Origin of the sequence: Amycolatopsis rhabdoformis (genome assembly GCF_035918295.1) — a bacterium.
GTDB lineage: Bacteria > Actinomycetota > Actinomycetes > Mycobacteriales > Pseudonocardiaceae > Amycolatopsis > Amycolatopsis rhabdoformis.
Genome location: NZ_CP142149.1, coordinates 8,542,298 through 8,555,637, shown reverse-complemented (window position 1 = coordinate 8,555,637; position 13,340 = coordinate 8,542,298). Strand labels below are relative to the sequence as shown.

Annotated in this window: 13 protein-coding genes; 3 read left to right on the top strand and 10 right to left on the bottom strand. The window is 70.4% G+C overall.

The annotated features are described in order from the left end of the window. Positions 1-13: 13 nt before the first annotated feature. Positions 14-862 (bottom strand): SAM-dependent methyltransferase, encoded by an 849-nt coding sequence (locus tag VSH64_RS39625; RefSeq protein WP_326567871.1) that lies wholly within the window; start codon positions 860-862, stop codon positions 14-16. 268 nt (positions 863-1,130) lie between these two features. Between VSH64_RS39625 and VSH64_RS39620 the strand changes: the two genes are divergently transcribed. Then, positions 1,131-2,285, top strand: coding sequence for a glycosyltransferase (locus tag VSH64_RS39620; protein WP_326567870.1), 1,155 nt, complete (start codon positions 1,131-1,133; stop codon positions 2,283-2,285). Here the strand turns inward: VSH64_RS39620 and VSH64_RS39615 are convergent. Continuing rightward, complete coding sequence (locus tag VSH64_RS39615) at positions 2,242-3,099, bottom strand: helix-turn-helix domain-containing protein (RefSeq protein WP_326567869.1); 858 nt, start codon at positions 3,097-3,099, stop codon at positions 2,242-2,244. The genes VSH64_RS39620 and VSH64_RS39615 overlap by 44 nt on opposite strands. Positions 3,100-3,359: 260 nt before the next feature. On the opposite strand from VSH64_RS39615, the gene VSH64_RS39610 reads away from it, so the two are divergent. After that, positions 3,360-4,277 carry an MBL fold metallo-hydrolase gene (locus VSH64_RS39610; protein WP_326567868.1) on the top strand — a complete coding sequence of 306 codons (918 nt, stop codon included), beginning with the start codon at positions 3,360-3,362 and terminating at the stop codon, positions 4,275-4,277. 155 nt (positions 4,278-4,432) lie between these two features. Then, positions 4,433-5,872, top strand: a complete 1,440-nt coding sequence (gndA, locus tag VSH64_RS39605; protein ID WP_326567867.1) for an NADP-dependent phosphogluconate dehydrogenase — start codon at positions 4,433-4,435, stop codon at positions 5,870-5,872. A 56-nt stretch (positions 5,873-5,928) separates the two neighbouring features. Here gndA and VSH64_RS39600 read toward each other — a convergent pair whose 3' ends face one another. The 8 genes from VSH64_RS39600 to VSH64_RS39565 form a co-directional block, all read right to left on the bottom strand. Continuing rightward, positions 5,929-6,450: a hypothetical protein gene (locus VSH64_RS39600; RefSeq protein ID WP_326567866.1), complete on the bottom strand. Its 522-nt coding sequence runs from the start codon at positions 6,448-6,450 to the stop codon at positions 5,929-5,931. A gap of 63 nt (positions 6,451-6,513) precedes the next feature. Next, positions 6,514-7,245 carry a Clp protease N-terminal domain-containing protein gene (locus VSH64_RS39595; RefSeq protein WP_326567865.1) on the bottom strand — a complete coding sequence of 244 codons (732 nt, stop codon included), beginning with the start codon at positions 7,243-7,245 and terminating at the stop codon, positions 6,514-6,516. Between the two features lie 60 nt (positions 7,246-7,305). Then, positions 7,306-8,121, bottom strand: coding sequence for a MerR family transcriptional regulator (locus VSH64_RS39590; RefSeq protein ID WP_326567864.1), 816 nt, complete (start codon positions 8,119-8,121; stop codon positions 7,306-7,308). A 379-nt stretch (positions 8,122-8,500) separates the two neighbouring features. Continuing rightward, positions 8,501-9,676 (bottom strand): 4-hydroxybenzoate 3-monooxygenase, encoded by a 1,176-nt coding sequence (locus VSH64_RS39585; RefSeq protein WP_326567863.1) that lies wholly within the window; start codon positions 9,674-9,676, stop codon positions 8,501-8,503. 24 nt (positions 9,677-9,700) lie between these two features. After that, complete coding sequence (locus VSH64_RS39580) at positions 9,701-10,942, bottom strand: NAD(P)/FAD-dependent oxidoreductase (RefSeq protein WP_326567862.1); 1,242 nt, start codon at positions 10,940-10,942, stop codon at positions 9,701-9,703. Beyond that, the gene (locus VSH64_RS39575; RefSeq protein ID WP_326567861.1) at positions 10,939-11,262 is read right to left on the bottom strand and encodes a 2Fe-2S iron-sulfur cluster-binding protein; all 324 of its coding nucleotides are present in this window, start codon (positions 11,260-11,262) and stop codon (positions 10,939-10,941) included. Before VSH64_RS39575 ends, VSH64_RS39580 begins: the two co-directional genes overlap by 4 nt. Before the next feature lie 5 nt (positions 11,263-11,267). Then, a complete protein-coding gene (locus tag VSH64_RS39570) occupies positions 11,268-12,434 on the bottom strand; it encodes a cytochrome P450 (protein ID WP_326567860.1) in 1,167 nt (388 codons plus the stop codon). Between the two features lie 101 nt (positions 12,435-12,535). Next, positions 12,536-13,327: an IclR family transcriptional regulator gene (locus VSH64_RS39565; RefSeq protein ID WP_326567859.1), complete on the bottom strand. Its 792-nt coding sequence runs from the start codon at positions 13,325-13,327 to the stop codon at positions 12,536-12,538. Positions 13,328-13,340 lie beyond the last annotated feature (13 nt).

The following is a 13,340-nucleotide window of genomic DNA, read 5'->3' as shown; positions in this document are numbered from 1 at the left end:
AGCGCGTTCGTTGTTACGGCTTCCGTCCCACTGCGCAGATGCCGCCGCTGAACGACGGGTCGGCGGCCATGCGGTCGCTGTTGCGCGACTCGCCTTCCTCCGGCCGCCACTCCGAAACCCAGACCACGCCGGGGTCCACGAGCTCGAGGCCGTCGAAGAACTCCGAGAACTCCGCGCGCGAGCGGAAGTGGATCGGCGTGCTCGACTGCTTGTACTGCTCGTGGATCTCCTCGCGGCTCTGCCCGTCGGCCAGCGGCACGCCGTCGAGCGTGATGTGCGAGGCCATGAAGTACGAGCCCGACGGCACCAGCGACAGGTACCGGCGCACCATCTCCTGGGCCGGCTCGTCGCGGCCGATGAAGTACAGGACGCCGGACATGATCAACCCGATCGGGCGCTTCGGGTCCAGCACGCCGGTGTCGAGCGCGCGCGGCCAGATGTCACCCGGGTTGCGCAGGTCGCCCTGCAGCACCGCGTGCCGGCCGGCGACGCCTTCGCGCTCCAGCAGGATCTGCGAGTGCGCGACGGCCACCGGCTCGTTGTCCACGTACACGCAGCGCGCGTCGGGGTTCACCGACGTGGCGATCTGGTGCACGTTGCCGGCCGTCGGCACGCCCGAGCCGAGGTCGAGGTACTGGTCGATGCCGTTGCGCGCCATGTAGCGCACGGTGCGGCCGAGCAGCTCGCGCCCGGACCGGGCGATGGTCTTGATCATCGGGAAGGTCTGGACCGCACGCTCGCCGAACTCCCGGTCGATGGCCCAGTTGGCCGTGCCGCCGAGGAACCAGTCGTAGATGCGCGCCGCGTTCGGCCGCTCGAGGTCGATGCCCTCCGGGGCTTCGGGATCCGGTACCTGTGTCATCAGCTGTCCCTTTCCGACCCGCGGTGTGCTGGTGCGGACCAGTCTGCCGATCCCCGGGCACGCCGTGCAGCCGACCCCCGATCGAGTGACGCCTGATCGGGCAACTCGGCCGCCCAGAAGCGACAGAACGCGCCCTGTTCGAGAGCAATGCCCGACCACGCGGCGATCCGGACGCCCTGCGCTACGGCAAACGTGAACCAGCCGCTGGGGACCGAAGCCCGGGAAAACGACACGACCGGTCCCACCGGCACCCAGTACGTTGCCGAGAATGCGCTTCCTCTTCACCTTCGTCGGCGGCCGCGGCCACTTCGATCCGCTGGCGCCCGTCGCGCGGGCGGCCGTGCTCCGGGGCCACACCGTCGCCGTGGCCGGGGCGGGCGCGCACCTGCCGACCGTGGAGCGGGCCGGGTTCACGGCGCTGGCCACGAGCGAGGCCCGGCCGCAGACCGCGCGCGTACGCGAGCCGCTGCCACCCGTCGACCCGGCGCGCGACGACTGGGAGATCCGCGAGCTCTTCGCCCGCCGCGCCGGCCGCGAACGGGCCGGGAAGCTCCTGGAGATCATCCGCGACTGGCAGCCGGATCTCGTGATCCGCGACGAGGTGGACTTCGGCGCCGCGATCGCCGCCGAAAAGGCGGGTCTGCCGTGCGTGACCGTGCTGGTGCTGGCCGCGGGAACGTTGGTGCGCAAGGACCTCGTGGTCGAACCCCTCCACGAGCTGCGGGCCGAACACGGCCTGCCGGAAGACCGTGGACTCACCATGCTCGACGGGCAGCTCGTGCTCGCACCGTTCCCGCCGTCGTTGCGCGACCCCGGCGCCCCGCTGCCGCCCGGCGCGTTCTCCTTCCGCCAGGGCGACCCGATTCCGCCGCGGACGCCGCACGAGCCGCCTGGCGTGTACTTCACCCTCGGCACGGACTTCAACACCGCCTCCGGCGATCTCTTCGAACGCACGCTCGCCGGGCTCGGCCGGCTTGCCGCGCGAGTGACCACCACCGTCGGCACCCAGCTCGACCCGGCGGGTTTCGGCGAGCAGCCCGACCACGTGCGCGTCGAGCGGTTCGTGCCCCAGGCCGAGCTGCTGCCGAGCATCGATCTCGTGGTGTCCCACAGTGGTTCCGGCAGCGTGCTCGGCGCGCTGAGCCACGGCCTGCCCTCGCTCGTGTTCCCGATGGGCGCCGACCAGCCCGGCAACGCACGGCAGCTCGCGCGGCTCGGCGCCGGCGTGGCGCTCGACCCGGAAACCGCCACACCCGAGGAGATCCACGACACAGCCGTGCGGCTGCTCACCGAAAGCCGCTGGCGCGAAGCCGCTCAGCGCGTGCAGGAAGAGATCAACACCCAGCCCGGCGCGGAACAAACCGTGCCACTGCTGGAAATCACCGCGACATCTGCGCCCGGTAGCCCTCGGCCAGCTCCTTGAGAAACTGGCGCGTCTCGCCGCGTTCCAGCGCCGCACCGCGCAGGCGGTCCCACGAGTCGACGAAGATGTTGAAGTCCTTCACGTCGTCGAGGTAGAGCCCGCCCGCGGAGTGTTCGATGTAGACGAAATCACGGGTGCGGTCGGGAAACCGCATGATCGTGAAGTCGTTGGGCACCGCGGCGAGCTTCGCGCCGAAGGGCAGCACGTGCACGTATACGCGGGGGTAGCGGTCGAGCGCCAGCATGTGCTCGACCTGGTCGAGCATCACCGCCGGCGCGAACCCACCGGGTGCGCGGCGCAGCGCGCCCTCGCTCACGATGAACCGGTAGTACGGCGGCTGCTGCTGGTCGAACACGGCCTTGCGGTCGAGCCGGTTGCGCACCAGCGACGTGACGTCGGTGGCGCCCGCCTCCGTGAACTGCTTGAGCATGTAGTGCTCGGACTGCAGCGGGCCGGGGATGCGCTCACCGTGCCAGGTGAGGATCTCCGCGGCCGCCGGCTCCAGGTCGGTGAAGGTGCGGAACCAGTGGGGTACCACCGAGCGGTACCCCGACCAGTGCCCGCGCTGCCCGGCCGCGGCGCGGGCCAGGTTCATCAAAGTGTCGGCTTCTTCGCCGTTGATCCCGAACGCGTTCAGCATCGATCGCACATCTCCGAGCTTGACCCCCACGGCACCGGACTCGATCTTGTTGACCTTGCCCTGGGTGCAGCCGAGAACTTCGGCGACCTGCTGCTGAGTCATCCGCGCGGCGTTGCGGGCATGCCGGAGCTCGTTGCCGAGCTGCTTCCGGCGCGAGGTGACGGTGCTCGCCATCAGCCTTGCTCTCCCGGACCAGTAACCGCCTTCGGCGGTCTCTCGACCACTGCCGGCGCGCGAACGTTCGAACCACCCAGGTTAGTACCTTTACCCAACGGGGTTCGATGATGACACCGGGCAGCGTTCCAGGAAATGATCCGAAAAGCCAGTCACCACGATTGTCACTCGCTTGGACCAGGGCGGATGAGCCCCTTCGGACACCACCGCTGCTCCATCCGGACTACTTCGGCTCCGCGCTCTCAGGCATAGTGGCGGACGTGATCGATCGCTCCCCCACGGCCGCGAAGGTCGAGCAGCTCGCCGAAGGCGTGTTCGGCTACGTGCAGCCCGACGGCTCCTGGTTCATCAACAACTGCGGCTTCGTCGCCGCCGGCGACCACAGCGTGCTCATCGACACGTGCGCCACCGAACGCCGCACGCGCGCGCTGCTCGCCGCGGCCGAGGCGACGGCGGGACCGGTCACGACGCTCGTGAACACCCACCACCACTCCGACCACACCAACGGCAACTACCTCGTGGGCGGCGCCACGATCATCGGCCAGCGCAAGACCCGGGACGCGATGCTCGCGGCCGGCATCGAGACCTACGAGGGCGCGCTCGTCGGCAACGACTGGGGCCACCTCGAGCTGCGCGCGCCCGACGTCGTGTTCGACGAAAGCCTCACCGTCCACGCCGGCGCCACGGTGATCGAGCTCCGCCACCCCGGCCACGCCGCGCACACCACCAACGACGTGCTCGCCTGGCTGCCCGAGCAGCGCGTGCTCTTCGCCGGCGACCTCGTTTTCAACGGCGGCAGCCCCTTCGCGCTCATGGGCTCGGTCGCCGGCTGGCGCAAGGCGCTCGACGTGATCCGCGAGCTCGACCCCGCCGTGATCCTGCCCGGCCACGGCGGCCCGTGCGGCCTCGAGACGGTGGACGTGGTCGACGCCTACCTCGCCTTCGTGCAGCGAACCGCCGAACGCGGCAAGGCGGCCGGGCTTTCGCCCCTGCAGCTGGCCAAGGAGACCGACCTGGGCGAGTTCTCGGGCCTGTCCGAACAGGAACGCCTCGCCGGCAACTTCCACCGCGCGTACGCCGAGCTCGACGGCGCCGAGTGGGGCGCCCCGATCGACCTGGTCGCGGCGATCACGGACATGGTCGCCTACAACGGCGCGCCGATCCGCTGCTTTTCCTGACGCCGGGTGCGGCCCGCACCGCGCCCGTCTTACCTCGGGTTACCCCTTCGGGCGAGAAGTGCATTCCCGAATGTCCCGTGAATGTTGTCGCAGGTTCGCCGGGCGCTCAACGGCGCTAGGCTCGGACTCCGGCAGAGACTTCGGAAAGGGTTCGGATGAGCAAGAAGGCGAGCATCGGGGTCACCGGCCTGGCGGTCATGGGCCGCAACCTGGCGCGGAACCTGGCCCGGCACGGGCACACGGTCGCTCTGCACAACCGCTCCGAGGCGCGCACGCGCTCGCTCGTCGAGCAGTTCGGTGACGAGGGCGACTTCATCCCGGCGTACTCCGCCCAGGAGTTCGTCGACGCGCTGGAGCGGCCGCGGCAGATCGTGATCATGGTGCAGGCCGGTGGGCCCACCGACGCCGTGATCGAGGAGTTCGCGCCGCTGCTGGAGCCGGGCGACGTGATCGTCGACGCCGGCAACGCGCACTTCGCGGACACCCGCCGGCGCGAAGCCGCGCTGCGCGAGCGCGGGCTGCACTTCGTGGGCACGGGCGTGTCCGGCGGTGAAGAGGGCGCGCTCAACGGGCCGAGCATCATGCCCGGCGGCTCGAAGGAGTCGTACGAGTCGCTCGGCCCGCTGTTCGAGGACATCTCGGCCAAGGTCGACGGCGAGCCGTGCTGCACGCACATCGGCGCGGACGGCGCGGGCCACTTCGTGAAGATGGTCCACAACGGCATCGAGTACGCCGACATGCAGCTGATCGCCGAGTCGTTCGACCTGCTGCGCGGCGCGGCCGGGTACTCGCCGGCGGAGGCCGCCGAGGTGTTCTCCACGTGGAACACCGGCCGGCTGGAGTCGTACCTCATCGAGATCACCGCCGACGTGCTCAAGCACGTGGACAGTGCCTCGGGCAAGCCGTTCGTCGACATCGTCGAAGACGCCGCGGAGCAGAAGGGCACGGGCCGCTGGACCGTGCAGATCGGCCTCGACCTGGGCGTGCCGATCAGTGGCATCGCCGAGGCCGTGTTCGCGCGGTCGCTGTCGGGCTCGAAGCCGCTGCGCGCCGCTGCCCGCGGGCTGGCGGGGCCGGCGCGCACGCCGCTGAAGGGCGCCGCGCTCGAGACCTTCGCCGACGACGTGGAGCAGGCGCTGTACGCGTCGAAGGTCGTGGCGTACGCGCAGGGCTTCAACCAGATCCAGGCCGGTGCGACCGAGTACGGCTGGGACATCGACCTGGGCGCCGTGGCGTCGATCTGGCGTGGTGGCTGCATCATCCGCGCGAAGTTCCTCAACGACATCACCGCGGCCTACGCCGAGGACAGCGCGCTGCCGACGCTGCTCACCGCGGGCGCGTTCCGCAAGGCCGTGGAGGACGCGCAGGACTCCTGGCGTTCGGTGATCTCCACCGCGGTGCAGCTCGGCATCCCGACGCCGGGCTTCTCCACCGCGCTGGCGTACTACGACGGCCTGCGCGCCGACCGGCTGCCGGCCGCGCTCGTGCAGGGCCAGCGCGACTACTTCGGCGCGCACACGTACCGCCGCGTCGACCGCGAGGGTTCGTTCCACACGCTGTGGGCCACGGACTCGCGTGACGAGGTCGGTGCCTGAGTTCCGGTGAAAAGAGGGCCCCTGCTTCGGCGGGGGCCCTTTTTCATTGCGCCTCTTTACTGCGCCGTGTATTCCGTGAGCCACTGGGGCACGTGCGGGCGGCGGTAGGTGCGCAGGTCGTCGCGGTAGTTCTGCGGCGGCAGAAGCTGGTGCTGGGGAAAGGGTTCGTCGCCGTAGTCGTAGCTCACGCTGAGCTGGCCGCTGTTGAGCACGCTCAGGATCAGCCGCCACCACGGGCCGGCCGACATCCGCGCGGCGAGGTGGCGCTGGTTGCGCAGCATCGCCGTCACGGGCTCGGGCACGTAGACGTCGCGCTGCTGGTTGCCCGCGAAGAACCGCAGCAGCGCGATCTCGGCCGACACGGTGAAGGAGAACTCGGCGGCGAACCATTCCCAGCCGGGCGGGCCGAGGAGCGCGAGCTGCTGCACGATCGGCTCGAGCAGCCGGCTTGCCTCGGCGGCGAGGGCTTCGTCCGCGTTGGGTTCTTCGACGATCTGGAAGCTCTGGATGGCGGGAGGGCCGTCGCCTTGGGCGTCTTCGAACGCCTGGCGGAACTCCTCCATGAACCGGTCGGCCATCGCGCCAGCCTAGGGGTCGAGCGGTCGCCGCCACCAGAAGCAAAGCGACGACGACCGCGTACCTCACTGTTCGCGTGCGGCCAGGATTTCGGCGAGGGCTTCGCGGATCTTCGCTTCCGCAGCCTCCTTCGTGATACCCAGCCCGGCGAGCACCTCGTAGCCGGCACCTTCGCCCTGCTCCAGGATCGCGAGCAGGATGTGCTCGGTGCCGATGTAGTTGTGGCCGAGGCGCAGGCCTTCGCGCAGGGTCAGCTCGAGCGTCTTCTTGCCGGCCGCGGTGAACGGCATGGGGTCCGGCACCGGGTCGACGGCCTCGGGCAGCCGCGCCTGCGCCGCTTCCTTCACTGCGTCGAGGCTCGCGCCCTGGAACACCATGATCCCGGCGGCCAGCGCGGCCGGTTCGGTGAGCAGCCCGAGCACCAGGTGCACGGTGTCGATGCCCGGGCTCTTCGCCTCCTTCGCCGCGAGCTGCGCCGCGACGACGACGTGCCGCGCGCGGTCGGTGTAGCGGCCGTAGACGCGCTCGATCACCCCGCCCGGATCACCTCCCGGGTCGACTTTCGGCACGAACCTCTTCTGCGCCGCCTGCTTCGAGACGCCCATGCTCGTGCCGATGTCGGTCCACGAAGCGCCGGACCGCCGTGCCTGGTCCACGAAGTGCCCGATGAGGTGATCGGCGAGCTCTCCGAGGTGCTCGCCCAGGTACACGGCGTCGGAGAGCTGCGCCAGAGCGTCTTTGTCGTTGTTGGCCTTGATGGCGCTGATGAGGTCGTCGAGCTTCACGGGGTAGGTCATGCCGTCAACTCTAGGTTGACGATTCGCTCATCGTCAACCCCGGGTTGACGGTGCCTTCGGTCAGACCGCCGAGACCGGGATCTGCAGCTCGGTGACCCAGCCCGTCTGGTCCCCGTCGGTGTGCAGGTAGACCTCACGGGCCTGCCCCGGTTCGGCGCGGTAACCGTTGTCGTCGATCCAGCGCGCGAGGGCCTGGTACGACTCGGCGATGGTGACCATCGTGCCGCGGTGCACGAGCGTCGCCGCCTGCGCGAGCGCCGGCAACTCCACCTCGTCCAACCCGGCCCCCTCCGGCGACCCGACGTACGGCGCGCACGCCTGCACGCGCACCCGGTCGTCGGCCGGCTCGTACCGGGCCACGGCCGGCCCGGCGAACTTCAGCCCCGCGCCCTCCATCCGCTCGGCCAGGCTCGCACACAGCCCCCCGACCACGGGCCCGATGTCCTCGTGCTCGAACGACTCGGCGATCCCCCCGATCGCCACCACCCGCACGGCGTCCACCGGCTTGACCACAACGTCCACTTCGGACATGGCGTCCTCCACCTCGATCAACCGGAGCCTCGCCTCGACCCGCGCCAACCGCGCCGTCTCCGCCGCCACCCGCTCCGCCAGCTCCCCGCGACGCAACCTGAGCATCCCGCGCAGCTGCTCCGCACTCGGCCCCTCGTCGACCACCTCGGCCACCTGCTTGAGCCCGATGCCGAGATCCGTGAGCGCCAGGATGCGGTTGAGCCGCGGAAGCTGCTCCGCGGCGTAGAAACGGTACCCACTGTGGGGATCCACGCGGGCGGGCCTGAGCAGACCGAGCGCGTCGTAGTGCCGCAACATCCGCACGGACACGCGGCCGACCTTGGCGAACTCTCCGATACTGAACATGACACCGCCTACGTTCCGGTCTCACACGGTGTCAGAGTCAAGAAGGGAAGGGCAACTGCAGGTCAGCGGCGATGGCGGTGCGACCGGTCCGTTCGCGGCTGCGACAGTCCGAACGGTCCCTTCGCGACCGCATCACGGTTCGACCGGTCCCCTCACGCGGCCGGCACGGCACGAACGGTCCCGTCAACCAGCCGACCCCGCACGAACTTCCCTCTGGTGCGCCACTGCGCAAGCGGTCCCGTCGCACAGGCAACCCGGCGCGAACGGTCCCGTCATGCAGGCGGCACAGCGCGAACGGTCCCCTCGCACCGACGCCGCGGCACGAACGGTCCCTTCGCGACCACACCGCAGCACGAACGGCCCCCTCGCGCGCCCACCGTCAAGAACCGAACGGCAACCCCACGTAATTCTCCGCCACACTCGTCGCCGCGGCCCGCGACGAGGCCGTGTACCGGAGCTGCGAAAGCTGCAACCGCCGAGCGAACGCGTCGGCGCTCGGGTCCACGTGCAGCATCGTCGTCATGAACCACGAGAAGTGCTCCGCCCGCCAAACCCGCCGCAGGCACGTGTCGGAGTAGGCATCCGCCAGCGCCGGATCCCCCTTGGTCAACGCCACCAACGCCCGCGAAAGCACCCGCACATCGGCAATGGCCAGATTCATCCCCTTCGCCCCCGTAGGCGGCACGATGTGCGCGGCATCCCCGGCCAGGAACAGCCGCCCGTGGCGCATCGGTTCCGCCACGAAGCTGCGCATCGGCGTGATGCCCTTGTCGAGGATCGGGCCTTCGCGCAGGGTGAACTCGCCGTCGACCGCCAGGCGCACGGACAGCTCGGACCAGATGCGGTCGTCGGACCAGTCGGCGAGGTCCTCCTCGGGCGAGACCTGCAGGTACAGCCGCGTGATCTCCGGCGAGCGCATGCTGTGCAGCGCGAACCCGCGCTCGTGGTGGGTGTAGATCAGCTCCTCGTGCGAAGGCGGCGTCTGCGCCAGCACGCCGAGCCACGCGAACGGGTACTCGCGCGAAAAGTACTGCAACACACCGTCCGGAATGGACGGACGCGTCACCCCGTGGAAGCCGTCGCACCCGACCACGGCGTCACATTCAAGAACCTGCGCAACCCCATCGGCATCCACATACCGCACCACCGGCCGTGAAGTGTCCACATCAGACACCGCGACATCAGAAACCTCGAAGTGCAACGGCAACGCCAGCCGCTCGTGCGCATCGACGAGATCCTTCACGATCTCCTGCTGCCCGTACACCGTGATCGCGCGCCCGGTGAGCTCCGTCAGCGCGATCCGGTGGTCCTGGCCGTCGAAGCGGAGCGAGAAACCCTCGTGCGGCAGGCCTTCGCGCGCGAGCCGCTCGCCGAGGCCGAGTTCGGTGAGGAGCTCGACCGTCGGCTGTTCGCACACCCCCGCGCGCACGCGTTGGCGCACGTACTCACGGTCGCGCGCTTCCAGCACGACGGCGTCCACGCCCTCGGCGTGGAGCAGGTACGAAAGCAGCAGACCGGCCGGGCCGGCGCCGATCACAGCGACCTGGGTGCGCAACGGGGGTACCTCCAGACGAGAGCGTCAAGCCGCCGAACGCGACTTCACATGGGCTTTCAGATCGAACGAGCTGGCTTCGAGGTCGGCGTACGTCGGCCGCAAGTCGGCGGTGAAGAGCCGGCGCGCGGCGATGTGGTCGGGCGGGCGGTTCACCGACTCGACGGTGATCAGCACGCCGTCGCGGAACGAGAGCACCGAGAACTTCCCCTCGGCCCGGTCGCCGACGACCACGGTCTTGTCCGCGTTGGCGAGGATGCCCACGATCTGCAGCTTCGCGCCCGTCTGGTCGGTCCAGAACCACGGCAGGCTGTCGTACGGCGCGGCGTTGCCGGTGATCGCCGCGGCCACGCAGCGGGCCTGGTCGACGGCGTTCTGCACCGACTCCAGCCGCGTCGCCGCGCCCGCGTGGACGCACGGGAAGTTGGCGCAGTCGCCGATCGCGAAGATCTTCGGGTCTTCGGTGCGCAGGTGCTCGTCCACGACCACGCCGTTGGTCACGGTCAGCCCGGCGTCGGAAGCGAGCGTTGTCTCCGGCACCACGCCCACGGCGACCACGACCAGGTCCGCCGGCAGCCGCGTGCCGTCCGCCAGCTCGACCGAGGAGACGCGCCCCTCGCCGTGCAGCGCGGTAACACCTGTTCCGAGCAACACCGTGTGCCCGGCCTTTTCGTGCAGCTCCAGGAAGAACGACGAGACCTCCGGCGACGCCACCCGCGCCAGCAGCCGGTCCTGCGCCTCGACCACCGTCACCGGCTTACCGGCGTGCGACGCGAACTCCAGCCCGATGAACCCGCCACCGATAACCACCACGGAAGAAGCCGCATCCAGCGACTCCCGCAGCCGGTCCGCGTCATCACGCGTGCGCAGCATCAGCACCCCGGCGAGATCCGCCCCCGGCACCGGCAGCACGCGGTTGCGCGCGCCCGTGGCCAGCACCAGGTGGTCGTACGCGAGCTCCTCGCCCGAAGCCAGCACCACGCGCGAAGCACCCCGGTCCACCGAAGCCACCCGCCCCGGCACCAGCTCGATGCCCTTCTCGGCGAAGTAGTCCTCGGGCCGCAGCCGCAGCTGCTCGTCGCCCGCCGTGCCCTTGAGGTAGGCCTTCGACAGCGGCGGCCGCTGGTACGGCACCCCCGGCTCGTCGCCGACCAGGACCACGCGCCCGGTGAAACCCTTGTCCCGCAACGAAGCCGCGGCCTGGAAGCCGCTCTGGCCACCGCCGGCGACGAGTACGGTCTCGGGCGAGAGCGAGGATCCTGTGGTCATAACTGCTCCTCCGGCAAGCGCAGGACCAGACCGTCGAGGCCCTCGGTCACCGGTAGCTGGCAGGACAGCCTGCTGGTGGCCGCCCTCGGGCTGGCCGTGCAGTCCAACATCTCCTCTTCATCTGAGCACAAGGGCTCAAGATCGTCGAGACGCGCGGGGTCCACGTAGACGTGACAGGTCGCACACATGGCGTTACCGCCGCACTCGGCCACGATCCCGTCGACACCGTGGTCGAGCGCCACCTGCATCAGCGAGTGACCGACGGTGGCGTCGACGGTGCGCGCGGTCCCGTCGGGCTGCACGTAGGTGACCTCCGGCATCGCGCTCACCGAACCCGTACCGGCAGCGACGCGAGGCCGCGCAGGGTGTTGGACAGTTGTGGCCGCGGCTCGCCGGCGAGCTCGATCGTCGTCACGCGCCGGGCCAGCTCGGCCAGCAGCACCTCGCCTTCGAGCCGCGCGAACATCTGGCCCACGCACGCGTGGACCCCCGCGCCGAACCCGACGTGCCCGTTCGCGCGGCGGGTGATGTCGAACGTGTCGGGGTCGGGCCAGCGCCGCGGATCGCGGTTGGCCGCGGCCAGGAAGAGCAACACCTTCTCCCCCGCCGGAATCGCCGCACCACCGATTTCGACGTCCCGCGTGGTGGTGCGGAAGAACGTCTGCACCGGCGAGGTGAACCGCACGACCTCCTCGAACGCCGCCCGCGAGCGATCCGGCGCTTCCCGCAGCGCCGCCCACTGATCGGGGTGCTCGGCGAAGCACAACACGGCGTTGCCCAGCGCGTGCACGGTCGTGTCGACGCCGGCCGAAAGGAACGACCGCACGAGCAACGCGCGCTCCTCCTCGCTGAAGTCCGCCGCGGCCTCGTGGATCCGCGCGCCCAGCCCTCCGGGCGCGAGGTTCTCCGCGCGGCAGTGCTCGGCGATCCACTCCCGGGCCGCGGCACCGCGTTCCATGGCCTCGGTGAAGAGGTGGTTGCGGGGGCCGAAGCCGTTGAACACCAGGGCGCCGTAAGGCAGCAAGTGCTCACGGCCCTCGGCGGGCAGGCCGACGGCGTCGGGGAAGACCTTCAGTGGGAAGGCCTCCGCGAAGTCGGCGACGGCGTCGAACTCGCCGCGCGCCAGCAGCGAAGCCACGAGCGTCTCGGCTTCGCGCGCGAAGGTGTCGCGGTAGGTCTTCACGACCTTCGGCGTGAGCACGCTGGTCACGGTGTGGCGCGCGAGCGCGTGCTCCGGCTCGTCGGCCTCCAGCAGCAGGCTCGGCGGACGCCACGGCGTCTCCTTGCGGAAGTCGCTGAGCCCGACGCCGGCCGACGAGCAGAACGTGTCGGGATCGTTGAGCGCCTGCGCGACCTCCGCGGCCCGAGCCATGGCCCACACGTCGTAGCGACCCAGGCGCACGACCGCGCCGGCGTCGCGCAGCCGGCGGTGCATCGGCAGCGGGTCGGCCAGGGTTTCGTCGGCGAACGGGTCGTCGTCGAGGGTGATCACCGGGCCTCCTCGGGTCGTCGGGGTTGCCAGTGAGAGTGCTCGCAAGGCACCGGTAGACGCAGCCCGGCTTCCACTGAGTGGAAGGTTTCAGTGCGGAAGCTTCAGTGCGTCTCGCGGTGTGCGTCTTCGGAAAGCCGCAGCGGGGCGCCGAGGGTCCGCGAAATCCCGCGGGCAGCGGCCCTGACTGCCGGCACGAGCGTGAGCGGATCGGTGCCTTCGGCCGGCACCACGACCGAGATCGACGCGACCACCGTGTCCGAAGCGCCGTGCACCGCCGCCGCGACCGACAGCGCCGGCAGCTCGATCTGGCCGTCGCTCACCGCGTAGCCGTTGCGCCGCACGTCGGCCAGCACGCGGCGCAGCTGCTCGGCCGAGCGGATGGTCTTGCCGGTGAAGCGCTTGAGCGGCAGGCCGAGCACCTGTTCCTGCACGTCGGCCGGGGCGTGCGCGAGCAGCACGAGCCCCACGCCGGTCGCGTGCAGCGGCAGCCGGCCGCCCACGCGCGAGATCACGTTCACCGCGCGGCGCCCGGAGAGCCGTTCGAGGTACACGACCTCGGCGCCGTCGAGCACGGCGAGCTGCACGTTCTGGTGCGTGGCCTCGTAGAGGTCCTCGAGGAACGGCATCGCGCTCTCCCGCAGGTGCGCGCCGTGCGGCGCGAGCGAGGCCACCTCCCACAACCACAGCCCCACGCGGAAGTGCCCCTGCTCGTCGCGCTGCAACGCCCCGCGCCGCACGAGCTCGGCCGAGAGCCGGTGCGTGGTCGAAAGCGGCAGCCCGGCGCGCCGGCTGAGCTCGGACAGGGTCAGCACCGGCCGCTCGGACGTGAACGCGCCCAGCACGTCCAACACCCGCTCCACGACCGACGGTGGCCGCTCCGCGTTGTGCCGCATGCGGTCAGTCAAG